Source organism: Streptomyces sp. LE64 (assembly GCF_052606915.1).
The window spans coordinates 1,436,123-1,460,766 of the sequence record NZ_CP199708.1; the positions used below are offsets into that span (position 1 = coordinate 1,436,123).

Here is a 24,644-nt window from a genome sequence, read left to right on the forward strand (position 1 = left end):
TCCACGCAACACCCTTTGCGTGGAGCGCTCACGGAACGGCAGGATGGCGCCATGACATCCACGCAGCCCGCCGCCCCCGCCTCCGCCCTGGACCTCGCCCCCGTCATTCCGGTGGTCGTGGTGCGGGACCTCGCCGACGCCGTGCCGTTGGCCCGGGCCCTGGTCGCCGGTGGGTTGCCCGCCATCGAGGTCACCCTGCGCACCCCGGTCGCCCGGGACGCCATCGCGGCGATCGTCGAGCAGGTCCCGGAGGCCGTGGTCGGCGCGGGCACCGTGACCCGCCCGGAGCACGCGGGGGCCGCGGTCGCCGCCGGCGCCCGGTTCCTGGTCTCCCCCGGCTGGACGCCCGCCCTGCTGGACGCGATGCGCACCACCGGCGTCCCGTTCCTGCCCGGGGTCTCCACCACCTCGGAGGTCGTGGCGCTGCTGGAGCAGGGGGTCACCGACCTGAAGTTCTTCCCGGCCGAGGCCGCGGGCGGCACCGCCTATCTGAAGTCGCTGGCCGGGCCGCTGCCGCAGGCCCGCTTCTGCCCCACCGGCGGCATCGCCCTGGACAGCGCCCCCGCCTATCTGGCCCTGCCCAACGTGGCCTGCGTGGGCGGTTCCTGGATGCTGCCGGAGACCGCGGTGCGCACCGGCGACTGGGACCGCGTGGAGGCCCTGGCCCGCGAGGCCGCCGCACTGGCCGCCCGCTGAGCCCCGGCCCGCCCGCAGCCGCCCCCGCTCAGGGGGTCGGGCGCAGGTGGGCCGTCTCGTTGAACAGCCGTACGCTCGCGTTGCCGTCCGTGAAGTAGGCGACGGCGGAGAGCGCCGCCGCGGAGAGTTCCATCCGGAACATCGACTCGGGCGGCGCCCCGAGGGCGAGCCGCACCAGCGTCTTGATCGGGGTGACGTGGGTGACCACCAGGACGGTGCGCCCCGCGTACCGCTCGACGAGCCGGTCCCGCCCCCGGGCGACCCGCTCGGCGACCTCCACGAAGCTCTCGCCACCGCCGGTGGGCCGGGCCTCGGGATCGGCGAGCCAGGCGTCGAGGTCCCTCGGGTGGCGCTCCCGGACCTCGCCGAAAGTGAGCCCCTCCCAGGCGCCGAAGTCGGTTTCGCGCAGGTCCTCGTCGATGCTCACGGGCAGGCCCAGCAGCTCGGCGGAGGCGCCCGCGGTCTCCCGGCAGCGGCGCAGCGGTGAGGAGACCACCGCCTGGACCGTGCCGCGGGCGGCCAGCGCCCGGGCGGTGAGCGCCGCCTGCGACCGACCCACCTCGGAGAGGGCCGGGTCGGTCCCGCTCCCGCTGCCGGAGAACGCCTTGGTCGCGGTCAGCGCGGTCTCGCCGTGCCGCAGCAGCACCAGGGTCGCCGGCTGGCCCAGGTCGGCGGCGGGGCCCCAGCCGGTGACGGGCACCCGACCGGGTCGCTCCGCCGCGACGGCCAGGTTGCGGGCCGCCCGCAGGTCGGCGCGGACCCTGGTCTCCCCGGCCGACGCAGCGTCCGCTGCGGGGCGACGGCCGGCCAGGGCGGCCCGGGCCTTCGCCGCGCCCGCCGTCGCGTCCCCGGGCGTCCGCTCCGGTTCCGCGGCGGAGGAGTCGAGTGCGGCGGTGGAGGTCGACGGCGACCACTGCTCGCCCCGCTTGCCCGCGTCCATCGCCTCGTTGGCGAGCCGGTCGGCGTGCTTGTTGCGCTCGCGCGGGATCCACTCGTAGCCGACCCGGCCGGCCGGGTAGACCGCGGCGGCCTCGGCGGCCAGCGGCTTCATGTCGGGGTGCTTGATCTTCCAGCGGCCCGACATCTGCTCGACGACCAGCTTGGAGTCCATCCGCACCCGCACCCGTGCGGCCGGGTCGAGGGCGTGCGCCGCGCGCAGCCCCGCGATCAGCCCCCGGTACTCGGCCACGTTGTTGGTGGCCACCCCGATGTACTCGGCGGCTTCGGCGAGGGTCTCGCCGCTCGCCGGGTCGATGACCACGGCGCCGTAACCGGCCGGCCCCGGGTTGCCCCGGGACCCGCCGTCCGCCTCGACCACGAACTCCCGCACGGAGGACGACACGTCGACGCCCCTACAGACCGGAGTCGGCGGTGCGCACCAGGATGCGTCGGCAGTTCTCGCAGCGCACCACCGCGTCCGGGGCGGCGGCCCGCACCTCGTGGAGTTCGGTGATGTTGAGCTCCAGGCGGCAGCCCTCGCAGCGGCGCTGGTAGAGGCGCGCCGCGCCGATGCCGCCCTGCTGCTCGCGCAGCTTGTCGTAGAGCTTCAGCAGGTCCGCCGGGACGGAGGCGGCGATCAGCTCGCGCTCCTTGGTCGCGGCGGCGGCCTCGGCCCGGAGTTCGCCGTCGGCGGCGTCCCGCCGGGCGGTGGCGTCGTCGACCTTGGCCTGCACGGCGGCGACCCGGTCGGTCAGTTCGGTGACCCGCTCCTGGGCCGACTCACGGCGCTCCATGACCTCCAGGACGATGTCCTCCAGGTCGCCCTGGCGCTTGGCGAGCGAGACGATCTCCCGCTGGAGGCTCTCCAGGTCCTTGGGGCTGGACACGGTGCCGGAGTCCAGGCGCTGCTGGTCCCGGGCGGCCCGCTGACGGACCTGGTCGACGTCCTGTTCGGCCTTGGTCTGTTCCCGGGCGCAGTCGCCCTCCTCGGTCTGGGAGGCGACGAGCAGGTCCTTCAGCTGGCTGAGGTCCTTGGTCAACGACTCGATCTCGGCGTGCTCCGGCAGCGACCTGCGCTTGTGCGCGAGCTGCTGGAGTCGTACGTCCAGGCCCTGGACGTCGAGGAGTCGGAGCTGGTCGGCGGGCGCGGCGTTCAGTTGGGGGCTCCCGGTTCGTAGGTGGTGGCCAGTGGTGGTTCGGACGCCGCGTGGGCGGTCCAGGGGTCGGTGACCGTCCGGGAGACGTGGCTGCGCAGTCCCCAGCCGTGCCGGTCGGAGAGGGCGTCGAGCTGGGCGGCGGCCAGCTCGCACCAGGGCCATTCGGTGGCCCAGTGCGCCGCGTCGAGCAGCGCGAGGGGGGTGTGCTCCCGGGCCTCGGACACCGGGTGGTGACGCAGGTCGGCGGTGAGGAAGGCGTCCACGCCCGCGGCCCGGACCTGGTCGAAGAGGCCGTCGCCGGAGCCGCCGCTGACCGCGACGGTGCGGACCTCGGCGTCCGGGTCGCCGGCCACCCGGACGCCCTGCGCGGTGGCGGGCAGCCGGCGGGCGGCCAGCTCGGCGAGTTCGCGGACGGTCATCGGACGGTCGAGCGCGCAGATCCGCCCCAGGCCGCGGCGGCCGGACGGATCGCTCGGATCGGGCACCAGCGGGCCGGTCACCCGTAGGTCCAGGGCGCCGGCGAGGGCGTCGGACACCCCGGGGTCGGCGCGGTCGGCGTTGGTGTGGGCGACGAACAGCGCCACGTCGTGCTTGATCAACGTGTGCACCACCCGGCCCTTGAAGTGCGAAGCGGCGACGGTGGTGGTGCCGCGCAGGTACAGCGGGTGGTGGGTGACCAGCAGGTCGGCTTCGAGCCGGACGGCCTCGTCGGCGATCTCCTGCACCGGGTCGACGGCGAACAGCACCCGGCGGACCTCGGCGTCGGGGTCGCCGCAGACGGTGCCGACCGCGTCCCACCCCTCGGCCCGCTCGGGGGGCCACAGGGCGTCGAGCGCGGCGATGACTTCAGACAGGCGGGGCACGCAGCTAGGCTACCTGGCCCCGTGCCCCACCTGGACGGCTGATCCCCGCCCGGGCCCGCGCCGTCGCCGCCGGGTCGCCCGCTCCCGGGCCCGCGGGGCACTCGCACCGCGCCGCCGGGCGCCGAGCCGGCCGCCGCACACCGGCCGTCTCCGGAGCGATTTCGACCGGAACCCCCGATCGCCACCCTTTGTGATGAATGTCGGGCGACGCGTGCAACGTCCGTGCGTACGAAAACCTAGCTTCGTCGCCGGAGGTGACCGAACCATGACGGTCTGTGCCAGCGGGACCACTGCTGACGACGGCGAACCACCCGCACCACCCGTGCCCCCCGGTCCCGGGGGCGTCTCGGGGAGCCTGGTGATCACCGAGGACGGCGGCTACGCCGCCCGTCTGACCCGGTCCGCGGACGCCGCGGACCGCTGGTTCCCCGAACGGTGGACCTTGGACGGCCCCGAGCCGTACGCCGTTCCGCTGCCGGGGCACCGGCCGGAGGAGCCCGGCACCGAGGTGCAGCCGATGGCGGACGGCCGGGTGCTGGTGCGGCGGCCGGTCGCGGACCGCCACGAGTTCTCGTTGGTCTACCCGACGGGACCGCGGACCGGCGAGGTGCGGCTCGGCGCCCTGGACCAGGGCCCGCGCACCGCCCGGTGGAGCCTGCTCCCGCCCGCGCCCGGCGGGACCTGCGCCTACGCCCTGGGCGCGGACACCGACCTCAGCCGGGTGTGGCGGGTGGCCGGGGGCGCGGGACCGGAGCTGGTCGCCGAGGTCCCCGGGCGCTGCTCGGGCGGCGCCTGGCTGGACCGGACGGGCCGGCTGCTGGCCCTGGACCGGACCGCGGACGGCCGCACCAAGGCGGTCTCCGTCGACCTCGGACAGGGCGGAGCGGCGTCCCCGCTGCTCCAGATCGCCCGGGACAGCACCGACCGACTGGTGCTCGCCGATCCCGACAGCGGGCTGCTGCTGATCCGTTCCGACGCCCCTTCGCCGGGGCTGGAGCGACTGGGCTGGGGCGTGCTGGGCAGCACCCTGCCGGTCCGCTTCCCCGACTGCCTGCGACTGCCGGGCCACCGGGTGGCGCCCTTCGCCCTGCAACCGGGACAGGCGCTGGCCCCGGAGGAGTGCGGGGTCGCCCTGCGGATCGACGGTCCGCGGGGCAGTTGGCTGGGCGTGTGGCGCGCCGCCTCCCGAACGGTGCGTCAACTTCCGCCCCCACCGGGTTGGTTGCCGGGAGCCGGACTCTGGACCCGGGACGGTGAGCTGCGGTTGCCGTACGCCACCCGGACGGTGCCGTGCGGGGTGGCCCGGCTGACGCCCGCCGCGCTGGCCGCGGCGCACCCCTCGACTCCCCCGCCCGCGACCGCCGCGCCCGGCCGTCCAGCGGCCGACGTCCCGGTCCCCGCCCCGCGGGCCGAGCACACCGGCGAGCCGCCGCCGGTCCGGTCGCGGGCCGCCGAGGACGGACGGAACGGGTCGTCCGTCGAGGGGCAACCACATCCGGACGGGGTGACCCTGGTGCCGTGCGGACCCGGGTCGGGCGTCTGGCCGGGGGCCGGCGCGGTGGTCGGAGTCGGCGGCCACCTCCGCCCGGTACCGCTGCAACAGGCCCCGCTCACCGGGCGGGTGCCCCTCGGTGGATGATCGGTCGCCCGCTAGAATCACCCGGCTGTTGTGAAGATCCAACGACGGGGTGAACCATTCGGATGACCGAGACCCAGACGGACCCGACCGCCGAACCGCGCGAGGCCGTGGAGACCGCCGGACCCGGTAAGCACCGGGGTGCGGTGGCCGCCCACGACCAGGAGGAGGAACCGCACGGCCGGCACCGCAAGCCGGACTCCGCCGCGGCGTAGTCGAGCCACCGCTCCCGGCGGCCGGCGCGGGGCCCACGGGTCCCCGCCGGCCGCCCGCACGCCCCAACGGCCCCGCCCTGCGGGGCCGTTGGGGTCGGTCCACGCCTTCAGAACTCGATGCAGGTCCGCAGGGCGCTGCCCGCCCGCATCCGCGCCAACGCCTCGTTGACCTCCGCGAGCGGGATCCGGTGCGTGATCAGGCCCTCCAGGTCGATCCGTCCCGTCCGCCACAGGTCGACGGCCCGCCGGTAGGAGCGCAGCGGGTCGCCGCCGCCGTACATCGACGGCAGGATGCGCTTCTCGTCGAAGAAGAGCTCGAACATGCTGAGCCGGAGGAAGTCGTCCGGGGCGCCCGCGCCGACGACGCACAGGGTGCCCCCGCGCCGGGTGGCCTCGTAGGCGGTGCGGGCGGTGGTCGACGTGCCGACCACCTCGAAGACGTAGTCGAAGCCCTCGCCGCCGGTGACCCGTTGCCGTGCGTCGTCGAAGTCCTCGGGGGCCACCGCCTCGGTCGCGCCGAACCGCAGCGCCGCCGCCCGGCGGTAGGCCACCGGGTCGACGGCGACCACGTGGGCGGCACCGCTGAGCCGGACGCCCTGGAGGGCGGCGAGGCCGACCCCGCCGCAGCCGACCACAGCCACCGACGAACCGGCCTCCACCCGGGCCGTGTTGAGGACCGCGCCGAGCCCGGTGGTGACCCCGCAGCCGATCAGGGCGGCGAGGTCGAAGGGCAGGTCGTCCGGGATCGGCACCGCGCCCGCCGCGTCGACGACGAGTTCCTCGGCGAAGGTGCCGCTGCCGGCGAAGCCGAAGACGGGACCGTCCGGGCGGCGGAAGTGCGGGGTGCGGGCGGCCCGGAAGCCGCTGAGGCACAGATGGGTCTGCCCCCGGGTGCAGGGTCCGCAGGACCGGCAGGCGGGCAACCAACCGATCAGGACCCGGTCCCCGGGGCGGACCGCGTCCACCCCGTCCCCCACGTCCAGGACCTCCCCGGCCCCCTCGTGACCGGGGACGAACGGCACCGGCTGCCGCAGGGTGCCGTCCATGGCGGAGAGGTCGGAGTGGCAGAGCCCGGTCGCCCGCATCCGCACGCGCACCTTGCCGGGGCCGAACCCGACCGCCTCGACGTCGTCGTGGACCTCCAGCTGGGACTGTCCCGTCTCGTGCAGGACGGCTGCGCGCATCGCGGTGCTCCTCTCCTCGGGCGGTGTCCGTCGCGCCCGGGCGACCCGGCGGAGGCGTACCGACCGGGCGCACGCGGCGGCGGGCCGGCCCCGACTCCCCTCGTGCGGACCGGCTCGATCATCGTAGAACGCAATACCGTCCGATGATTTCGCCGGTCAACCCGACGCCGCGGAGAACACTCCGAGGTGCGGGCGGCACGGGGACGGGGCCGCCTCCGGCCGCTTCCAGGAGGTCTCGGCGACGGGTTCCCTGCGCGTCCTGCGCCGTGGAGCCGCCCCGGCGCCCCCGCGGGGTTAGGGTCGCCCCGTGCCCGAACGCGTTCCCGAGCCCTCCGCCGCCCCGCCGGCCCGGCGTCGGCGCGGGCCGCTGGTGGTGGCCGTGCTGGGGTGCGGCGTCCTCCTGGTGGGGATGGCGGCCCTGGCCGGCGGGGGCGGGTCGGCCGCCGAGCGGGGGCCGGCCGGCGCTCCGGGCCACCCGGTCGCACCGTCGACCGGCGGGGCCTCCGCCGCGGGGCCGCTGGCCGGGAAGGTGGTCGTGGTCGATCCGGGGCACAACCCGGGCAACTTCCGGCACCCCCGCGAGATCGCCCGCGAGGTCGACATCGGTACCGGGCGCAAGGCGTGCGACGCCACCGGGACGGCGACGGGCGACGGGCCGGACGCCGCCACCGAGGCGGACTTCACCCTGGACGTGGCCCGGAGGCTGGCGGCGACGCTGCGGGAACGGGGCGCGCGGGTGGTCCTCACGCACGACGGGGAGCGGGCCTTCGGGCCCTGCGTGGACGAACGGGCCCGGACCGGCAACGAGGCGCGCGCCGATGCCGTGGTCTCGGTCCACGCGGACGGTTCCGCACCGGGGAACCGGGGCTTCCACGTGATCCTGCCCGCCCGGGTGAAGGCCGGCGCCGCCGACACCGCCGCGATCGTCGCCCCCTCCCGCGCCCTGGGGGAGGACGTCGCCCGGGAGTTCGGGCGCGCCACCGGCAGCGCGCCCGCCAACTACCTGGGCGGTGGCACCGGCTTGGACGTGCGCGGGGACCTCGGGGGGCTCAACCTGTCCCGGGTGCCCAAGGTGTTCGTCGAGTGCGGGAACATGCGGGACCCGCAGGACGCGGCCCGGCTCGTGGACGGCGCCTGGCGCCAGCGGGCGGCGTGGGGAATCGCCGAGGGAATCATGAGTTTTCTGCGTGGGTAGTATGCCCTGCCCCGGCCTGGCAGACTCCTGCGCCGGGCCGACGATAGGGTCAGCCTACGATGGAGGGTCACCCCCCTCGCTTCCCGCCTCCGCGCGGCGGCGACACGCCCCCTTCACGAGCGACCGACCAGACGACCGACGAAGGACCTTCCTGAAGTGAACATCCGCTCCCTCACGAGAGGCGATGGCGTGGTGATCGGAGCAGCGGTGTTGCTCTTCATCGCGTCGTTCCTCGACATGTACTCGATCGACGGGGCCATGGAGAGCGCCGAGTACCCGAACGCCTGGGACAGCGGCCCCACCCTGATGAGCATGTTCCTGGCCGGCGTGATCGCCGCCGGACTGATCGTTTTCTCCCACACCCAGCCGCAGCCGCGCAAGGTGGTCGGGTTGGACCTCGGTCAGTTCGGGGTGGCCTTCGCGATCTTCTCCGCGTGGAGTGCGCTGGGCAACATCTTCGACCCGGCGGGCCCGTTCGACGGGAACGGTGCGTTGCTGTCCCCGGACGCGGGCGCCGGACTCATCCTCGGCCTGATCGCGGCCGTGCTGCTCGCGGGCGCCGCGGTGGCGACCCCGCTGGTGCCGGCGCTGAAGGCGCCGCTGATGGGTGCCCCGCGCCCGGCGGCGGCCCCGCAGCCGTACGGTCAGCAGCCGCCCGGCGGCTACGGCTACCCGGCCGGTCCGGGCGGCCAGCAGCAGCCCTTCGGCGGTCAGCAGCCGAACGCCTTCGGCACCCCGGGCCAGCCCGCGGGTGACCAGGCGCCCCAGCCCGGCCCCGCGGCGGCGCCCGGGCCGCAGTCGTCCGGCGGGGACTTCTCGCCGTTCTGGTTCGCGGTGCCGGTGACCCGGCAGCTGTTCCCGGAGGACGGCTCGCCCAACCCGATCGCCGAGCTCACCCCGGGCACCTGGTACCTGGCCGTGGAACAGCGCGGTCCGGGTCTGGTGGCGCAGACCCAGGACGGCCGCAGGGGCGTCCTCCAGGACACCTCGGGCATCCAGCGGGGCTGATCACGGCCCCTCCCTCCGCACACGGCGTCGGCCCGCCACCCCGATCGGGGTGGCGGGCCGACGCCGTGTCGGTGGGTCCTACGCGGGGACGTGGCCCTCGGCGTAGCCGGCGGCGTATGCCTCGGTCGGGGGGACGACGGTGATGACGTCGATCAGCACGCCGTCCGGGGCCTCGACGATGAAGTGGCGCTGGCCGAACTCCTCGGTGCGCAGGGGCAGGAGTTCGACGAGCCCGGCGCCGTCGACCAGTCGGCGGTGCTCCGCGTCGACGTCGTCCACCTCGAAGTTGAGCAGGAGGCAACCGTCGAGCGGGGCCCGGTGGCCTTCGGGGACGCTGGGGTGGGTGGGGTCCAGGAGGGCGAGTTCGTAGTGCGGGGCGTCGGGGCGGTGCAGACTGACGTACCAGTCGGCCTCGAAGCTGATCGCGAACCCCAGATGGCGGGTGTAGAAGTCGCGGGCCGCGGCGAGGTCCCGGGTGCCGATCACCGGGTAGAAGCCGCCGAGTCTGCTGGTCATCGCGGAAACCTTTCGTCGCGGGAAGGGCTGCACCCAGGTTCACATACCCCAAGTATGTGAACCTGGGGATTAGCATACCCTGGGTACGCGAAATCGAGGGAAGGGGCGGGGATGGCGGTCAGCCGGGCGGAACAGCGGGCGATGACGCGGCGGGCGCTGCTGACGGAGGGGCGGCGCCGGTTCGCCGCGGACGGGTACCACGCGGTGGTGCTGGCCGAGGTCGCCGAATCGGTCGGCGTCACCAAGGGCGCCGCCTACCACCACTTCGCCAGCAAGGCGGGGCTGTTCCGGGCCGTGGTCGCCCAGGTGCAAGGCGAACTCGGCAAGGCGGTGGCGACCGCCGCCGAGGCGCACGACGACCCCTGGGAGCAGCTGCGGGCCGGCTGCCGGGCCTTCCTCACCGCGGGCGGGGACCCCGCGGTGCGGCGCATCGTGCTGGTGGACGCCCCGACCGTGCTGGGCTGGGACGAGTGGCGGGCCATGGACGAGGACTCCTCCGCCCGCCACCTGGCCGAGGCCCTGCACGGGCTGATCGCCGCCGGCGTCCTGCCCGAACAGCCCGTGGAGCCGCTGGCCCGACTGCTGTCCGGCGCGATGAACGAGGCCGCGCTCTGGCTGGCGCGCACCGCGGAACCCGGCGCCCTCGACGCCACCGCCCGGGCGCTGGACCGGTTGTTGGACGGCCTGCGCGCCTGACCCGCCCGGGCGGGTCAGGCGCAGCAGACCGGTTCGACGCCCCGGGGCAAGCGGTCGGCGGTGAACACGGCACGGGTCGGCTCGTGCCCCCCGAGCACGGCCACCGCGAGCAGCACCGCGCCCGCGGTCCACGCGGTGCGCTCCTCCGGCCAGACCGCCCGGTCCTCGTAGACGTAGCCGGTCCAGTACAACCCGCTGGCGTCGTCGCGCAGATGGCGCATCGCCACCAGCACCTCCCGGGCCCGCTCCGGATCGCCGGCCACCCACAGTGCGAGGGCGAGTTCGGCGGACTCCCCGCCGGTCACCCAGGGGTTGGGGGCCACGCAGCGCACCCCCAGCCCGGGCACCACGAAGCGCTCCCAACCGGCCGCGAGCCGCTGACGGGCCGCCCCGCCCGTCACCGCGCCGGCCAACACCGGGTAGTACCAGTCCATCGAGTAGCGGGACTTGTCGAGGAAGCGTTCGGGGTGACAGCGGATCGCATGGCGCAGCGCACCGACCGCGAGTTCCCAGTCCGGCCGGGGGTCATCGAGGTGGTCGGCGAGCGCCAGGGCGCAGCCGAGCGCCTGGTGGATGGAGGAACTGCCGGTGAGCAGGGCGTCGGTGACGGGCGTGCCGTCCGCCCCGCGGCGCCAGCCGATCTGCCCGCCGGGCTGCTGGAGGGCGAGCACGAAATCGACCGCTGCCCGGACGGTGGGCCACATCCGGTCGGCGAACGCCTCGTCGCCGGTGGCCAGGTAGTGGTGCCAGACGCCGACCGCCACGTAGGCGCAGAAGTTGGTCTCCCGGGTGCGGTCGGTGATGCGCTCCGGGTCCCCGTCCGCATAGGCCGCGTACCAGGAGCCGTCCGGGTTCTGGTGGTCGGCGAGCCAGTCGTAGGCGCGGGCCGCCGCCTCGTGCTCCCCCGCCGTGTCCAGCGCCATCGCCGCTTCGGTGTGGTCCCAGGGGTCGAGGTGGTGGCCGCGGAACCAGGGGATGGCCCCGTCCGGCCGTTGCAGGTCGCCCACCGCACGGACGGTGGCGGCGGCCTGGGCCGCGGTCAACACCCCGGGCAGGACCAGGTGGTGGGTGCGGGGGGTGGTCACCGGGCGCCCACGGGCGGCAGCTGCGGTTTGGTCGCGTAGGCCACGAAGCTCTTGCCGAGCAGCGGATTGAGGGCGCGTTCGGCGGCGCGGGTGGCCAGCGGCTTCTTCATGATGTCCCAGACCAGCAGCTTGTGGTACGCCCGCACCGGCAGCGCCCGGTCGTTGTCGACGCCGAAGGCGCACTTGAGCCACCAGTAGGGCGCGTGCAGGGCGTGCGCATGGTGGCTGCCGTAGGGGCGCAGTCCCGCCTCGCGCAGCCGGGCCAGCAGTTCGTCCGCCCGGTAGATGCGGATGTGGCCGCCCTCCACCTCGTGGTACGCGTCGCTGAGCGCCCAACAGATCCGCTCCGGCCCGTAGCGCGGGACGGTGACCGCGATCCGGCCGCCGGGGCGCAGCACCCGCACCATCTCGGCGAGCAGGCCCTTGTCGTCGGGGACGTGTTCCATCACCTCGGAGACGATGACCACGTCGAAGGAGGCGTCCGGGAAGGGCAGGGCCAGGGCGTCGCCCTCCAGGGCGGTGGCGGTGGCGCCGGCGGGCGCCTCCCCCGCCTCCCGCATCGCCGCGAACCACTTGGCGACCTCGCGCACCTCCTCGCCGTTGCGGTCGAGCGCGACGACCCGGGCGCCGCGCCGGTAGCACTCGAAGGCGTGGCGGCCGGCGCCGCAGCCGAGGTCCAGGACCCGGTCACCGGGGGCGAGCGGGAAGCGGGTGAAGTCGACGGTCAGCATCAGCGGTTGCCCCCCACGGGTGCGGTCGTGCCCCGACCGGCACGACCGGCCGGGGCCTGGGCGCGGTCGAGGGCCGCGCGGTAGTGCCGGACGGTGCCCTCGGCGGCCTTCGCCCAGGTGAACCGGGCGAGCACCCGCTCCCGGCCGGCCGCGCCGAGCCGGGCCCGCAGGTCGGCGTCGCCGAGCAGCCGTCCGAGGGCCGCGGCGAGGGCCCCGGCGTCCGCCGGCGGCACCGCGAGGCAGGTCTCGCCGTCGGGGCCGGCGACCTCGGGGATGGCTCCGCCGGTGGTGGCGACGAGCGGGGTGCCGGTCGCCATGGCCTCCGCGGCGGGCAGCGAGAACCCCTCGTACAGCGAGGGCACGCAGGCGATGCGCGCGGAACGGATCAGGTCCACCAGTGCGGTGTCGCTGACGCCCTTGACGAACTCCACCGCCCCGTCGAGCCCGTGCCGGGCGATCGCCCGGGCCACCGGCCCGTCCTCGGCCCGCCGGCCCACCACCACCAGGTGCGCACCGGGGTGGTGGGTCCGCACCACGGCGAGCGCCTCCACCAGGTGCACCAGGCCCTTCAGGGGGACGTCGGCGCTGGCGGTGGTGACGATCCGGCCGGGCACCTCGGCGACGGAGGGGTCGGGGGCGAACAGTTCGGCGTCGGCGCCGATGGGGACGACGTGGACCCGATCGAGGCGCACCCCGAGGTGGTCGACGATCTCCCGGCGGGAGCTGCCGGAGACGGTGAGCACCGTGGGCAACCGGCGGGCCACCCGCTTCTGCATCCGGGTGAAGGCGTACCAACGGCGCAGCGAGACCCGCCGCTTCCAGTCCGCCGCGGCGTCGAGTTCGACCTGCCGGTCCACGGTGACGGGATGGTGCACTGTGGTGACCAGCGGCGCCCCCAGGTCGCCCAACTGTCCGTAGCCGAGGGTCTGGTTGTCGTGGATGACGTCGAACTCGCCGCGGCGTCCGCGCAGGTGCCGGCGGGCCCGCAGGGAGAAGGTGAGCGGCTCGGGGAAGCCGCCGGCGCGCATGGTGGCGAACTCCAGGCGGTCGACCCAGTCGCGGTACTCGTCCCGGGCGGGGGTGCGGAAGGGGTCGGGCTCCCGGTAGAGGTCCAGGCTCGGCAGTGCGGTGAACCGCAGCCCCTCCAGCCCCGGGCCGCCGTCCAGGACGGGATAGGGCTGGGCGCCGATCACCTCGACGGAGTGCCCGAGGCGCACCAGTTCCCGGGACAGGTGCCGGACGTAGACGCCCTGGCCGCCGCAGTGGGGGTTCCCCTTGTAGGTGAGCAACGCGATCCGCAGCGGACGGTCCCCGATCGGCCCGTCGCCCTGCGCGTCCCCCGGCCGAGGACGGGCCTCCATGGCCTCAGCGGTCACTCGTTGGCCCCCTTCTCGTGACAGTGCGCCCGCGACCCCACGCACGGCGGCGAACGGGGAACACGTTCCTGGTCGGGGCGGTCAGGAAGGCCGAATCTACCGGCTGGTAGCCCCGTGCGGCCGAGCGGCCCCGGTGATTCGCGCCACGCGGTGCGTGCTGCGCCGCGCGGGCCGAACCGCGAGGGGCTCCGCACGCGGTCGACCGGGAGGCCCTAGCCCGCGGCCGGGTGCATGCCCCTGACGCGGACGGTCTCCGATGCGGCGTCGGAGCCGAGGAAGTCGAGGACCTCACGGGCCGGACCCGGCCGGGTGGAGGCAGCCAGGACGCCCCCGCCGAACGTGGAACGGATCGCCGTGTCGCCCGGTAGCGGGCCGATGACGACGACGTCCGGCAGGTCCATCAGCTCGCTGTGCTGCTGGAAGGCCAGATCGGCCCGCCCCGACGGCAGCAGGCTGCCCGCCGGCACCCCCGGCGGCGTCCGGACGAGCCGGTCCCGGAGCTCTCCGGCGAGGCCCAGCCGCGCGATCAGGTCGACGAGGGCCTGGCCGCTGGGGCCCGTGGAGTGGGCGATCCCCTCCGCTTGCAGGAGCGCGGCCCGCAGGTCGTCCTCCGACCCGAACGCCGGGACCGGCGCGCCCTTCGGCACGGCCGCGACGACCTGGGACACCCACAGCGGACGCACCGTGCCGCGGAGGAGGAGACCCTCCTGTGCCAGAGCGGCCAGCGCCCCGTCGGCGAGCACGAGGAGGTCCGCCCCGGCGCCCTCGCGCACCCGGCGGGCGATCTCGATCCCGCCCGCGGAGTCGAAGCGCACCGGGATCGCGTGGTCGCGTCGGATGCGTGCGGCGAGTTCCGTGACGATCGGACGCGTCGCCATCGAGGACAGTCCGGAAATCTCCTGGTTCACGTTGCCTCCTTGCTGTCGGGCGGATGGTACGGGGCGGTTCGAGCCGGTCTGCGAGACTTCCCCCGTGAGCACCACCGGGAACACGGCGGCCGGAAAGGTCCTCAAGGTACTCGCCGCCTTCGATCGCGAGCGTCCGTCGCGGACGCTGTCCCAGATCGCCCAGGACACGGGCCTGGCCCTGAGCACCGCACACCGCGTGGTCGCGGAACTGGCCGAGTGGGGGGCGCTGGAACGCGATGGAGACGGTCATGGCACATCGGGCTGAGGTGGGAGGTCACCTCCGGCTGTCCCCGCACCCAGATCCTGCGCGATGCGGCCCTGCCCTTCATGCAGGACCTCACTTCTCCTCCTGGATGACCCGGCTGCTGCACACCACGCCCGGCGACGGTGCGTTCGACCTGCGGCGCCAGCTCGGCGAACTCGACAACGTGGTCGGCACCCGCACCGGGCGCGCCCACCTCGCCGAGCAGTACACCGGTTGGCCCGCCAGCACCCCGGGCTGACCCGACGAACATCAGGGGCCCGCACACGGCCATCGACTGTCACGGTCGTTTCGGGCCGGAACACGGGATCGCGGAGGCGTTCCGTGACCACGCCCCCACCACGCCGACGAGCCGCCATTCCCGCCGGTGTGACCGGTTCACGGTCACACCGGCCGTGGATCGGAGACAGCGGAGCAGGCCCTGCGGCACCCGGAAGATCTCCTCAACGCCGTACGGCTTCGCGTGGAATCCGAACAGGACGTCCTGGTCAGCAGTCAGGATGCACCGGCTGGACGGTGGACGGCACCCCCTTCCAGAACGGTCGTGTCGCTGGATGGTCCGTTCGCGCACGGTGCGCGCGTCGGCAAGGCGGCCCGGGGCAGACGATCTACGCCCCGGGCCGCCGCGCGCGACCAGCGTGGGCACGTCCCGTCCTGCCCGGCTCCGCACGGCGGCGACGGCTGCGCGTGACTCGCGCGTTGCCGGGGAACGCCCCGGCAACGCGGGCGGCCCGCCCCCGGTCACACCGCGGGGCGGGCCGCACCGGGGCCGGGGACCGTCCCGGTGGGCTCGGCGTCAGGGCTCCGCCGGGGCGTCCGCCGGGTGGGCGGGGGAAGCGAGCCAGGCCAGGGCGGCGACCAGTAGGGCCCGTACGCCCGTGTCGAGGGTCGGCTGGAGCACGGGGGCGAACTGCGGGCTGTGGTTGCCGGGCACCGTCGTGGCCACCGTTCCCGCGGCATCGGCCTCGGCGTACCGGTCGGGCGCCGTGCCGCCGATGCACCAGTAGGTGTAGGGGACGCCGAAGGCACGGGGGATCTCACTGAAGTCCTCGCTCGCGGGGAGCGCCTCCATGGTGCCGGCGGCGTCGCCGAAGTGCGCGGAGAAGGCGGCGGCGACCCGGCTGGTGGTGTCGTCGTCGTTGACCGTCGGCGGGAACGCGGCCGTCCGTTCCACCTCGGGCGGCCTCGGGCTGCCGGACGCCTCGCACTCGGCGCGCACGATCCGGCCGATCGCGTCGAGCACGTGGGCGCGCGCCCGTTCGTCGTGGGTGCGGACGTTGATCTGGAGTTCCGCGGTGTCCGGGATGATGTTCGGTCCCGTGCCCGCGTGGATCGACCCGACGGTCACCACCGCTCGCGTGGCTGCGGACAGTTCGCGCGAGACGACGGTCTGGAGACGTACGACGATCATCGCGGCCAGGACCACCGGATCGACGCCGAGGTCGGGGGTGGACCCGTGCGTCCCCCGACCGTGAAGGGTGACGCGCAGACTGTCCGCCGTCGCCATGAAGGGGCCGCTCCTGGTACGGACCTGCCCGGCCGGCAGAGGGGTCACGTGCTGTGCCAGGGCGACGTCCGGTTGCGGGACGCGCTGGCGGAGACCGTCGGCGATCATGGTTCGTGCACCGTCTCCCCGTTCCTCCGCGGGCTGGAACAGGGCGATCAGGGTGCCCCTCCAGACACCGCGGTGGGTGGACATGAGATCGGTCAGGCCGAGCAGACAGGTCAGGTGGACGTCGTGCCCGCAGGCGTGCATGACGCCCCGGTGCTCCGAGGCGTAGGGCAGCCCGGTGGCCTCGGCGACCGGCAGGGCGTCCATGTCCGCGCGGAGGAGGACGGTGGGTCCCTCGCCGTTGTGGAGGACTCCTGTGACGCCGGTGGTGCCGATGTGCTCGGTGGTCTCCAGTCCCTGGGCGCGTAGCCGTGCGGCGATCAGCGCGGCGGTGCGGACCTCCTGATGGCCGACCTCGGGATGGCGGTGCAGATCGCGGTAGAGGGCCTCCAGATCGGATCGGAGGGTGTCGTCGAGGCCGGCGAGCACGGTGCGGGCGGCGGCCTCGGTGGCCGTGGGCGTGGGTGCCGCGGTCGGGTCACCCGGACGTGGGCGGGATTGCATGGGACCTCTTCCTCCGGGGGCGGGTCGGTCAGTCGGTCGCGACGGCGTACCCGGTCCGGCGGTCCGGCTCGGGTTCCGGCCGGGCGGCGACGGGGGTGAGCGGGGCGGCGGGCAGCACCCGCGAGGTGCCCCAGGCCACGGCGTAGTTCACCAGCAGGGCGACCAGGCCGGGGCTCACACCGGCGAGGTCGGGCGGGCTGTACTGGAACCAGACCAGGACCGCGGAGCCCGCCGCGATGCCGACGCCGAGTGCGGCCGGGGACATCCGGCGGGCGAAGAGCATGGACGTCATCGTCGGTACGGCCTGGGCACCGATCGCGAAGACCAGGGCGAGCACCGTCGCCATCAGTGACGAGGAAGTGGCGGACAGGAGGCCGGCGGAGAGCAGGAAGGCCGCGGAGAGCAGCCTGGTGGCGGTGGACTGCTTCCGCTCGGGGACGCCCGGGAGGATGTTGCGGGCGATCATGCCGGCGGAGGTCAGTGCGAGGGCGGCCAGGACGAGCATCGCAGCCAGTCCCGCGGCGGCGGCGACCACGCCCACCCCCCAGTCGGGCAGCAGATCCCGCGCGGCGACGAGGAAGACGCCGTTCGGATCGGTGCCGACGGTGCGGTGGGCTGCGCCGTAGAAGCCGACGAGCGCCAGGAAGGGGAACATCAGCATGTACAGCGGCATCAGGACGAGGGACTTCTTGACGGCCCCCTCGGAGCGGGAGGGGAGCAGGAACTGGGCCTGAAACCCGAGGTACATGCAGAAGCTCTGGAGCACGATCGTGGTCATGACGTAGCGCAGTGCGTCCCCGCCGGTGGTGATCTGGGTGGCCGGCAGCACCGACGGATCGAAGATGTTCTGGATGCCGCCCGCCTTCGCGAGCACGGCGATGCCCATCAGCAGCACGCCGAGGACCATGCAGGTGTCCTTGAGCACGGCCACGTACGCGGAGGACCGCATGCCCGCCGCGGCGACGTACAGGAGCGCCATGCCGCAGCCGAGGACGGCGGCGCCCGTGGGCGAGAGGCCGACGTCCAGCCCGGTCAGGACGGCGCGGAGCCCGAGGACCTGGTTCATGCCGTTGGCGAGGAGGGCCGCGACCATGACGAGGGCGATCAGGCGTTCCAGCATGCGGCTGGAGAAGTGGCGGCGCACCAGGTCGACGAGGGTGAGGGCCTGGTAGCGGCGGGCGGCGCGCCACAGCAGGGGCGCGGTGAAGTACCCGATCGGGTAGGCGAGGAGGATGTACCCGTAGAACCAGATGCCGTAGCTCGCGCCGGCCGCGTAGATGCCGCCGGTGAAGCCGAGCAGGGAGGTGACCGAGTACATCTCCCCCACGGCGAGGAAGTAGACGAGCCAGGTCGGCAGCGAGCGGCCCGCAACCAGCATCTCGCCGACGCCCTTGCCCCGGGCGTGGCGCCGGGCGGCGAGGGCGAGGCCGATCGAGGTGGCCAGGAACAGGAAGAAGACTGCGGCGGTCATCTGTCGGCGACCTCTCCTTGGGTGCCTGAGCCCTCTGTGGGCGGCGGGGTCGGGGCGTCGCCGAACTCGTGGCGGTCGTAGTGCCACCAGGCGAGCCACATGCACAGCGAGCTGAGGGGTGCCCAGGCGAACAGCCAGGCGAACACGGCGGGGAAGCCGAGGACGAGCCGGGTCGACCCGGCGAGGAACGGAACGCCGACGAGGACCGCCAGCGCGGGGATGCCGAGCGCCAGGACGAGCGAGCCGGCTCGGACCCGGCCCGTGGCCGGGTCCCCGGGGGTGCCGGTGGAATGGGTCACGAGGCCGGCCCCCCGATGGCACGCTCGTAGCGCACCACGCCGCCGACGACGGTCGCCTCGACACGGACCTCGCGGAGCGCGTCCGGTTCCGCAGTCGTGGGATCGGTGTCCAGGACGGTCAGGTCGGCGACCTTTCCTGGCTCGACGGTGCCGTGGGTCGTCTCGGCGTGGCCGAGCCAGGCGGCCTCGGAGGTGTAGGCGCGCAGGGCGTCCTCGACGCCGACGCGCTGTTCCGGGCCGAGGACCCGACCGGAGCGGGTGCGGCGCGCGGTCGCACACCACATGGCTTCGAGCGGTGAGACGGGGGTGACCGGTGAGTCGGAGTGCAGGCCGAAGCGGATGCTCCGGCGCCGTAGGGAGGCCAGCGGCGAGATGCGGCCGGCCCGTCGGGGGCCGAGCCACCGATCGTGGTGCTGGTCACCCCAGTAGTGCACGTGTTTGACGAAGACCGACGCCAGGACCCCGTGTTCGGCCAAGAGGTCCAACTGGTCCTCCCGGATGGTCTGGCAGTGCTCGATCCGGTGGCGCGGAGCACGGGCGTCGCCGGCGTGGCGGTACGCGTCGAGTACGGCGTCGATGGCGGCGTCCCCGTTGCCGTGGGTGGCGATCTGCCAGCCCGCGGCGGTATACCGGGCGACCGCCCTGCGCAGTTCGCCGGGCGTCATCGACATCAGGCCGTGGGCGTCGGGATCGCACTCGTAGGCGTCGCGCAGGCATGCCGTCAGTCCCTGGAGCGCGCCGTCCGCGACGAGTTTGACCCCGCCGACCTCGAAGCCTCCGGGCCCCTCGGTGCGGGCGAAGGCGACCGGACCCCGCTCCACCGCGTCGAACTCGTCGATCACCTCGTGGCGGAGGAAGCCGCGGACGGAGGGGCCGAACCGACCGGTGCCGCAGACCCTTGCGTAGGCGTCGAGTTCGGCCGCACCCGCGACCAGTCCGACGCCGAGGTCGTGGACGGTGGTGATGCCGTGGCGCAGGTACTCCGCGCCCGCCGCCGCCAGGCACGCGTCGAGCAGGTCCGGAGTCACCGGCGGCAGTGCCTCCGCGACCTGGAGGACGGCGGCCTCGGCCAGCAGGCCGTTGGGCTCGCCGTCCGGATCGCGCCCGACGACGCCGTCCGGCGGCGGCGGCGTGTCCCGTCCGATGCCGGCGAGGCGCAGGGCGGCCGAGTTGCACACCCCCTGGTGGGTGGAGGCGTGCAGGATCGCGACCGGGTTGTCGGGGGCGGCCCGGTCCAGTTCGGTGCGGGTGGGGTGGCGGCGCTCGCGCAACCGGGTGTGGTCGTAGCCGGCGCCCAGGACCCACTGGCCCGGTTGACGTTCGCGGGCCGCCGCGGCGACCCGTTCCAGGATGTCGGCGACCGAGTCGTTGGACGGGCTGGAGGCGTCCACGGGCGCGGACGCGACCATCCCCACCCACAGCGGGTGGGTGTGGGTCTCCAGGAACCCGGGGGTGACGACCCGGCCCGCCAGGTCCCTGCGCTCGGTGCCCGGTGCCGCCAGGGCGAGCATCTCGCGACTGGTGCCGGTGGCCAGGACCAGGCCGTCGCGGACGGCCACGGCCTCCGCGCGCCGGCCGACGCGGTCGAGGGTCAGGACGCGGCCGTTGTAGAGCACGAGATCGGGCGGCAGCGAGTCCGCGGATTCGCCCCGGGGGGACGAACGGGGGGACCGGGGAAGTGTCTGCATCATGATCGACTGGACCTCTGAAAGGTACGGATGTACAGAAAGGGGAAGGCAGAGCGCCAGCTGGCTGGAACAGTGAGGGAATGATGCACAGCACCGCGGACATGCGGGACACAATGCTTGATTCCTGCGATCTGGAGGTGCAAGTGACGGAAAGCGGCAGCGCGAGTGCGGGAGTCGCGGCCCGTGCGGCCATCGACGAGACGGACCTGGCGATCATCGAGGCGCTCCAGACCAGCCCGCGGGCCAGCTGGTCCCGGATCGCCGGCGCGGCGGACGTCAGCCCCTCCACCGCGCAGCGCCGCTGGGAGCGCCTGACCAGCCAAGGGTTGGCGTGGCTGACCGCGTACCCGGCCTTCTCCGAGGAACAGATCGGCTATCTGGAGATCGACTGCGAGCCCGGTCGCATCGACGCGGTCGCGGCGGATCTCGCCACCTGGCCGTGGGCGTTCACGGTCGAGCACATGGCCGGGGAGTACGACCTGCTGGTCTCCGTCGTCGCAGCGGATCTCGCCGCCCTGTCCCTACTGGTGCGCCGGGACATCGCCGCACTCGCCGGAATCGGTCGGGTGCGCACGCGGATCGGCGGTCGCTGGTACACGGAGGGCAGCGACTGGCGGCTGCGCGCCCTGGACCGCACCCAACGGGCGGCTCTGGCTCCGGAGCGCGGCGCACCCGCACTCCAGCGGGGCGTCCGCGGACCGGCCGCCGCCGCGATCGCGGCGGACATGCGGCCGCTGGTGGACGAGTTGGGCCGGGACGCCCGGCTCCCGTGGACGGAACTGGGCCTGCGAACGGGGCTGGGCGAACACGCCGCCCGTCGTCGTTCCCTCAGACTGATCAGGGAGAACGTGCTCTTCGTCCGGTGCGACTTCGCGCACGCGCATGCGGGGTGGCCCGTCTCCCAGACGATGACGCTGGACGTACCGCCCCACCAACTCGACGCGGTGGGCACCCGCGTGGCACGCCTTCCTGAGGTGCGGATGGCCGGCGCGGTGACCGGTACGGGCAATCTCCTGGTCACGCTCTGGGCGCGGGGGTTCGACGACTGCCACGCCGTGGAGTCGGCCGTCACGGCCGAGCACCCGGTGCGGGTCCAAGGGCGGAGCATCTCGGTTCACACGTACAAGCGGATGGGGCGTCTGCTCGACGGGACGGGGAAGGCGGCCGGAGGGCACGTGGTGGTGATGGCGTACCGGCCCGACGGCTGGTGAATCCCAGCCGGCCCCGGCCGGGGCGGGGCCCAACGGCCCAGGGCGGGCAAGGAGTGGCCGCGCTCGCCCTGCCCCGGTGGACACGGACCGGTCGACAGCGCGACCGCCGTGCTCCTGCCGGTGCGGCCGACCGAGTCCACCCGCTGGTGGCCCCGCGAAGCGGACGGCCCCGGTGATGCCCGCCGCGCACGGCCGGCAACCTGTCGGAGACGGGCCCCGGCGGGCACGAGGCGGCTGGTGAACCCCGCGCTGCACAGCCGCTCGTACGCCCGCAGGACGTCTTCGGGCACGTCCTGCTCGATCAGGGGCCGCGGGTAGACCATGAGCCGCTGGAGCGCACCGACGAGCATGTCGATCACGAGTCGGCCGTCGCCGAGTCGTCGACGTACTCGGGAAGCTCCATGGGAGCCGAGGTGCACACGAACTCGACACCGGACCACAGTTCCCTGGCCGTCGCGTACGCCCGGCGCTGCCCGTAGGGCTTGGAGACGAGCAGGACCGACGAAGCCTCCACGCCCTCGGCCTCCAGGGGCGCCCGCGAACACGTGATGTTCCGGTCCCGGACGGTTCGCGCGTCCTGCCACGCCTGGAGCGGGATCACTGCTCCGTCCTTCGGTGAGGTCCGTCGCCGGGAGCAACCCCGGCCCCGGCAACGGACCAGGCGGAGGCGAACGCGTGACCGGGTCCGGGACGCAGCTCGGCACGGACCCGGTGATCGCGGAGCACCGATGAGGCCCGGGGCCGAGCAGGCACTGTGCGTCTCCCCGTGACCGCGATGGTGGTCGTCCTGGCGTTCGCCGTCGCCCGCTGAACTCCGTCCGGGCGGGCCGACCGGGACGGCTCAGCGCCCGCCCGGCCCGCCCGGACCGTTCAGCCGGACCAGTCCACCGGCAGGTGGATCATCTTGTGCTCGAAGTAGGCGGCGTACCCCTCGGGGCCGAACTCCCGCCCCAGGCCGGAGTTCTTGTAGCCGCCGAACGGGCCGAGCACGTCGACGCCGAAGGTGTTCACCGAGTAGGTGCCGGTGCGCACCCGGCGCGCCACGTCGAGCCCGCGCTCCGGGTCCTCGGTCCACACGCTGCCGGAGAGGCCGTACTCGGAGTCGTTGGCGATCCGCACCGCCTCCTCCTCGTCCCGGTAGGGGAGCAGGCAGACCACCGGGCCGAAGATCTCCTCCCGGGCCACCCGCATGGAGTTGTCGACGTTGCCGAAGAGGGTGGCCTCCACGTACCAGCCCCGGTCGAGGCCGTCCGGGGTGCCGCCGCCCACCAGGACCTGGGCCCCCTCCTCGCGGCCGAGCCGGATGTAGTCGAGGGAGCGCCGCTGCTGGCGTTCGGCGACCAGCGGGCCGAGTTCGGTGGCGGGGTCGAGGGGGTCGCCCGCCTTCAGGGAGCTGGCCGCGGCGGCGAAGGCGTCGGCGAACTCGTCGTGCCGGGCCCGGGGCACCAGGATGCGGGTCTGGGCCACGCACGCCTGGCCGTTGAGGAGGTAGGCGAACGGGGTGATGCCGGCGACGGCGGTGTCCGCGTCGGCGTCCGGGAGGACCACCGCCGCCGACTTGCCGCCCAGTTCCAGGGTGACCCGGGTGAGGTTGCGGGCGGCGACCTCCATCACCCGGCGGCCGGCGGCCGCGGAGCCGGTGAAGGACACCTTGTCCACGTCGGGGTGGCCCACCAGGTGCTCGCTGACCTCGCGGTCGGCGCACAGGATCGACAGCACGCCCTCGGGCAGGCCCGCGTCGGCGACCGCCTCCGCGAGGACGTACGCGTCCAGCGGGGTCTCCGGGGAGGTCTTCAGGACCACCGGGCAGCCGGCGAGCAGGGCCGGCGCCAGTTTGGCCGCGGCGGTGAACTGGGGGACGTTCCACGGCACGATCGCCGCCACCACGCCGACCGGCTCCCGGCGCACCAGCAGCTTGCCCAAGGCGCCCTCCCGGGGCTCCTCGTAGACGAAGTCGCGGGCCACGGACATCGCCGCGTCCCACACGGCGAGCGCGCCGAGCGCCTGCATCCGCAGGCTGGACGTGTACGGGGTGCCGTTCTGGGCGGTGATGAGCCGCGCTATCTCCTCGTGGCGGGCGGCGAGGCCGTCCCTGATCCGGCCCACCGCGGCCAGCCGTTCGGTCAGGCCCATCCGTGGCCAGGGCCCGTGGTCGAAGGCGCCCCGCGCGAGGGCGACCGCCCGGTCCACGTCGGCGCGCGAGGCGCTCGGCACCCGGGCGAACACCTCCCCGGTGTGCGGGGACACCACTTCTATGACCTCGGCGCCGAGGGGCTCGGTCATCGTCCCGCCGATGAACAGCTTTCCGTGCTCCACCTGGTCGGTCATGCCTGGAATCGCCTCCCCGCGGTGCCCTGCCGGGCCCGCCTTCGGGTGATACGCGTTCGCGATGCACACACCAGGTCAGGTGTTCCCCGCGACACAGCACGCCAACCGACCCAAAGGGGGCAGCGCGGGCGCGGGGCGGCTCACTCCGGGGCGGGCTCCGCTCCGGTGCGACGGGCGTGCCACTCGCGGGCGATCTCGTCCAGGTCGAAGGGTTTGAGGCCGAGCGGGGGGCCGGGGGGCGGTTTCAGCATCATGTCGAGGATCTTGGGGTTGACCTCGGCGACGATGCGGCGGGCCGCCGCCGCGGACGGCGCCGCCCAGGCGGCGGCGAGGGCGTCCTCGGCCTCCTTGCGCAGGGCCAGGCTCGGCGGCAGGCTGCTCAGCCCCTCGCGGACCATCTTGCGCTTGATCCACCAGAGTTCGTCGTACGGCGTCTCCACGCCCTCGTCGAAGGGGCGTCCCGCGCCCTCCAGGCCGGCGAACTCGCCGCGCTGCTGCGCATCGCGGATCTGCCGGTCGACCCATGACTCGAAACTCACTCCGGGCGGTTTCCGTTCGGTCATGTGGACATTGTCCCAGACGTCTCCCCTTGCGGCGGGGTGCTGTGCGACCCTCCCCCTGTCCGAACGAACGCCGGCAGAGCGGCGGAACGAAGGAGCGCAGGGGTGCTTGAGCTGACCATGGCGACGGTGTCGGAGGCGGACGCGGGTGCCACGGCGGGCATGCTGATGGCGGAGGCCGCGAGCGAGGCGGGCGCGGTGCTGCGGGTGGGGCGGGACCGGAGCACGTGCCGGCTGGCCACCCCCGCGGACTGGCTGTTCGTGTCCCGTGCCCATCTGGAGTTCCGCTGCGGTGCGGACGGCGCCTGGACGGTGTCCTGGCTGCGGGGGTCGCAGGTGGACCCGTCCTCCGAGGTGCGGCTCACGGTGGGCCGCGGCCCCTCGCAGCCCGTCCCGTACGGCGGCAGCGCGCCGCTGCCGCCGGGCTCCTCGGGGGAGCTCGTGGTGCTGGACCGCACCGGGCCCCGCTCGGTGAACGTGGGCTTCTACCACGAGCCCTGAGCC

The 24,644-nt window shown here is 74.4% G+C and carries 25 protein-coding genes and 1 pseudogene; 10 read left to right on the forward strand and 16 right to left on the reverse strand.

Going from position 1 to position 24,644, the window contains the following annotated elements; translation table 11 throughout:
- The first annotated feature begins 51 nt into the window (after nucleotides 1-51).
- Entirely contained in the window at nucleotides 52-696 is a 645-nt protein-coding gene (gene eda, locus ACSMX9_RS06475) for a bifunctional 4-hydroxy-2-oxoglutarate aldolase/2-dehydro-3-deoxy-phosphogluconate aldolase (protein WP_445400698.1), read from the forward strand.
- Nucleotides 697-724: 28 nt separating this feature from the next.
- Here the strand turns inward: eda and ACSMX9_RS06480 are convergent, their stop codons facing one another.
- The 3 genes from ACSMX9_RS06480 to ACSMX9_RS06490 are packed head-to-tail and all read right to left on the reverse strand — an operon-like array spanning nucleotide 725 to nucleotide 3,655.
- A complete protein-coding gene (locus ACSMX9_RS06480) occupies nucleotides 725-2,026 on the reverse strand; it encodes a bifunctional RNase H/acid phosphatase (RefSeq protein ID WP_445402916.1) in 1,302 nt (433 codons plus the stop codon).
- A gap of 22 nt (nucleotides 2,027-2,048) precedes the next feature.
- Nucleotides 2,049-2,744: a zinc ribbon domain-containing protein gene (locus tag ACSMX9_RS06485; protein WP_445402917.1), complete on the reverse strand. Its 696-nt coding sequence runs from the start codon at nucleotides 2,742-2,744 to the stop codon at nucleotides 2,049-2,051.
- 44 nt (nucleotides 2,745-2,788) lie between these two features.
- Nucleotides 2,789-3,655, reverse strand: a complete 867-nt coding sequence (locus ACSMX9_RS06490; protein ID WP_445400700.1) for a Nif3-like dinuclear metal center hexameric protein — start codon at nucleotides 3,653-3,655, stop codon at nucleotides 2,789-2,791.
- Nucleotides 3,656-3,920: 265 nt separating this feature from the next.
- Between ACSMX9_RS06490 and ACSMX9_RS06495 the strand changes: the two genes are divergently transcribed.
- Together ACSMX9_RS06495 and ACSMX9_RS06500 are read left to right on the forward strand one after the other, a co-directional pair.
- A complete protein-coding gene (locus ACSMX9_RS06495; protein ID WP_445400702.1) occupies nucleotides 3,921-5,294 on the forward strand; it encodes a hypothetical protein in 1,374 nt (457 codons plus the stop codon).
- 62 nt (nucleotides 5,295-5,356) lie between these two features.
- On the forward strand, nucleotides 5,357-5,506 hold the full coding sequence (locus tag ACSMX9_RS06500; protein ID WP_445400704.1) for a hypothetical protein: 150 nt from the start codon (nucleotides 5,357-5,359) through the stop codon (nucleotides 5,504-5,506).
- Between the two features lie 107 nt (nucleotides 5,507-5,613).
- On the opposite strand, the gene ACSMX9_RS06505 is transcribed toward ACSMX9_RS06500, so the two are convergent.
- Nucleotides 5,614-6,690 carry a Zn-dependent alcohol dehydrogenase gene (locus ACSMX9_RS06505; RefSeq protein WP_445400706.1) on the reverse strand — a complete coding sequence of 359 codons (1,077 nt, stop codon included), beginning with the start codon at nucleotides 6,688-6,690 and terminating at the stop codon, nucleotides 5,614-5,616.
- Nucleotides 6,691-6,997: 307 nt separating this feature from the next.
- Between ACSMX9_RS06505 and ACSMX9_RS06510 the strand changes: the two genes are divergently transcribed.
- Nucleotides 6,998-7,885: an N-acetylmuramoyl-L-alanine amidase gene (locus ACSMX9_RS06510; RefSeq protein WP_445400708.1), complete on the forward strand. Its 888-nt coding sequence runs from the start codon at nucleotides 6,998-7,000 to the stop codon at nucleotides 7,883-7,885.
- Nucleotides 7,886-8,041: 156 nt separating this feature from the next.
- The gene (locus ACSMX9_RS06515; protein ID WP_445400710.1) at nucleotides 8,042-8,893 is read left to right on the forward strand and encodes a hypothetical protein; all 852 of its coding nucleotides are present in this window, start codon (nucleotides 8,042-8,044) and stop codon (nucleotides 8,891-8,893) included.
- A gap of 78 nt (nucleotides 8,894-8,971) precedes the next feature.
- Here ACSMX9_RS06515 and ACSMX9_RS06520 read toward each other — a convergent pair whose 3' ends face one another.
- Nucleotides 8,972-9,409, reverse strand: coding sequence for a VOC family protein (locus tag ACSMX9_RS06520; protein ID WP_445400712.1), 438 nt, complete (start codon nucleotides 9,407-9,409; stop codon nucleotides 8,972-8,974).
- Nucleotides 9,410-9,520: 111 nt separating this feature from the next.
- On the opposite strand from ACSMX9_RS06520, the gene ACSMX9_RS06525 reads away from it, so the two are divergent.
- Complete coding sequence (locus ACSMX9_RS06525; RefSeq protein ID WP_445400714.1) at nucleotides 9,521-10,105, forward strand: TetR/AcrR family transcriptional regulator; 585 nt, start codon at nucleotides 9,521-9,523, stop codon at nucleotides 10,103-10,105.
- A gap of 14 nt (nucleotides 10,106-10,119) precedes the next feature.
- Here the strand turns inward: ACSMX9_RS06525 and ACSMX9_RS06530 are convergent, their stop codons facing one another.
- The 4 genes from ACSMX9_RS06530 to ACSMX9_RS06545 form a co-directional block, all read right to left on the reverse strand.
- Nucleotides 10,120-11,190, reverse strand: a complete 1,071-nt coding sequence (locus ACSMX9_RS06530; protein WP_445400715.1) for a prenyltransferase/squalene oxidase repeat-containing protein — start codon at nucleotides 11,188-11,190, stop codon at nucleotides 10,120-10,122.
- Nucleotides 11,187-11,921: a methyltransferase domain-containing protein gene (locus tag ACSMX9_RS06535; RefSeq protein WP_445400717.1), complete on the reverse strand. Its 735-nt coding sequence runs from the start codon at nucleotides 11,919-11,921 to the stop codon at nucleotides 11,187-11,189. The genes ACSMX9_RS06530 and ACSMX9_RS06535 overlap by 4 nt, the downstream gene beginning before the upstream one ends.
- Nucleotides 11,921-13,297: a glycosyltransferase family 4 protein gene (locus ACSMX9_RS06540; RefSeq protein ID WP_445400719.1), complete on the reverse strand. Its 1,377-nt coding sequence runs from the start codon at nucleotides 13,295-13,297 to the stop codon at nucleotides 11,921-11,923. Before ACSMX9_RS06540 ends, ACSMX9_RS06535 begins: the two co-directional genes overlap by 1 nt.
- A gap of 212 nt (nucleotides 13,298-13,509) precedes the next feature.
- The gene (locus ACSMX9_RS06545) at nucleotides 13,510-14,205 is read right to left on the reverse strand and encodes a substrate-binding domain-containing protein (protein ID WP_445400721.1); all 696 of its coding nucleotides are present in this window, start codon (nucleotides 14,203-14,205) and stop codon (nucleotides 13,510-13,512) included.
- A gap of 64 nt (nucleotides 14,206-14,269) precedes the next feature.
- On the opposite strand from ACSMX9_RS06545, the gene ACSMX9_RS06550 reads away from it, so the two are divergent.
- Both ACSMX9_RS06550 and ACSMX9_RS06555 read left to right on the forward strand, forming a co-directional pair.
- The gene (locus tag ACSMX9_RS06550) at nucleotides 14,270-14,470 is read left to right on the forward strand and encodes a helix-turn-helix domain-containing protein (protein WP_445400723.1); all 201 of its coding nucleotides are present in this window, start codon (nucleotides 14,270-14,272) and stop codon (nucleotides 14,468-14,470) included.
- Nucleotides 14,471-14,558: 88 nt separating this feature from the next.
- On the forward strand, nucleotides 14,559-14,708 hold the full coding sequence (locus tag ACSMX9_RS06555; protein ID WP_445400725.1) for a hypothetical protein: 150 nt from the start codon (nucleotides 14,559-14,561) through the stop codon (nucleotides 14,706-14,708).
- 555 nt (nucleotides 14,709-15,263) lie between these two features.
- Here ACSMX9_RS06555 and ACSMX9_RS06560 read toward each other — a convergent pair.
- Genes ACSMX9_RS06560 through ACSMX9_RS06575 form a run of 4 tightly spaced genes read right to left on the reverse strand, consistent with a single transcriptional unit; the run spans nucleotide 15,264 to nucleotide 20,044 of the window.
- Entirely contained in the window at nucleotides 15,264-16,583 is a 1,320-nt protein-coding gene (locus tag ACSMX9_RS06560; RefSeq protein ID WP_445400727.1) for an amidohydrolase, read from the reverse strand.
- 28 nt (nucleotides 16,584-16,611) lie between these two features.
- Entirely contained in the window at nucleotides 16,612-18,054 is a 1,443-nt protein-coding gene (locus ACSMX9_RS06565) for a sodium:solute symporter family protein (RefSeq protein ID WP_445400729.1), read from the reverse strand.
- Nucleotides 18,051-18,353, reverse strand: coding sequence for a DUF3311 domain-containing protein (locus tag ACSMX9_RS06570; RefSeq protein WP_445400731.1), 303 nt, complete (start codon nucleotides 18,351-18,353; stop codon nucleotides 18,051-18,053). Before ACSMX9_RS06570 ends, ACSMX9_RS06565 begins: the two co-directional genes overlap by 4 nt.
- The gene (locus ACSMX9_RS06575; protein WP_445400733.1) at nucleotides 18,350-20,044 is read right to left on the reverse strand and encodes an amidohydrolase; all 1,695 of its coding nucleotides are present in this window, start codon (nucleotides 20,042-20,044) and stop codon (nucleotides 18,350-18,352) included. The genes ACSMX9_RS06570 and ACSMX9_RS06575 overlap by 4 nt, the downstream gene beginning before the upstream one ends.
- Before the next feature lie 140 nt (nucleotides 20,045-20,184).
- Between ACSMX9_RS06575 and ACSMX9_RS06580 the strand changes: the two genes are divergently transcribed.
- On the forward strand, nucleotides 20,185-21,252 hold the full coding sequence (locus ACSMX9_RS06580; RefSeq protein ID WP_445400735.1) for an Lrp/AsnC family transcriptional regulator: 1,068 nt from the start codon (nucleotides 20,185-20,187) through the stop codon (nucleotides 21,250-21,252).
- 218 nt (nucleotides 21,253-21,470) lie between these two features.
- Here the strand turns inward: ACSMX9_RS06580 and ACSMX9_RS06585 are convergent.
- From ACSMX9_RS06585 to ACSMX9_RS06595, 3 genes and pseudogenes are all read right to left on the reverse strand, one after another.
- Nucleotides 21,471-21,805, reverse strand: a pseudogene (locus ACSMX9_RS06585) (YdcF family protein); the annotation flags it as partial.
- A 317-nt stretch (nucleotides 21,806-22,122) separates the two neighbouring features.
- Entirely contained in the window at nucleotides 22,123-23,580 is a 1,458-nt protein-coding gene (locus tag ACSMX9_RS06590) for an aldehyde dehydrogenase (protein ID WP_445400737.1), read from the reverse strand.
- Between the two features lie 140 nt (nucleotides 23,581-23,720).
- Nucleotides 23,721-24,143, reverse strand: a complete 423-nt coding sequence (locus ACSMX9_RS06595; protein WP_445400739.1) for a DnaJ family domain-containing protein — start codon at nucleotides 24,141-24,143, stop codon at nucleotides 23,721-23,723.
- A gap of 102 nt (nucleotides 24,144-24,245) precedes the next feature.
- On the opposite strand from ACSMX9_RS06595, the gene ACSMX9_RS06600 reads away from it, so the two are divergent.
- Nucleotides 24,246-24,641, forward strand: coding sequence for a hypothetical protein (locus tag ACSMX9_RS06600; RefSeq protein WP_366117683.1), 396 nt, complete (start codon nucleotides 24,246-24,248; stop codon nucleotides 24,639-24,641).
- Nucleotides 24,642-24,644: the final 3 nt, after the last annotated feature.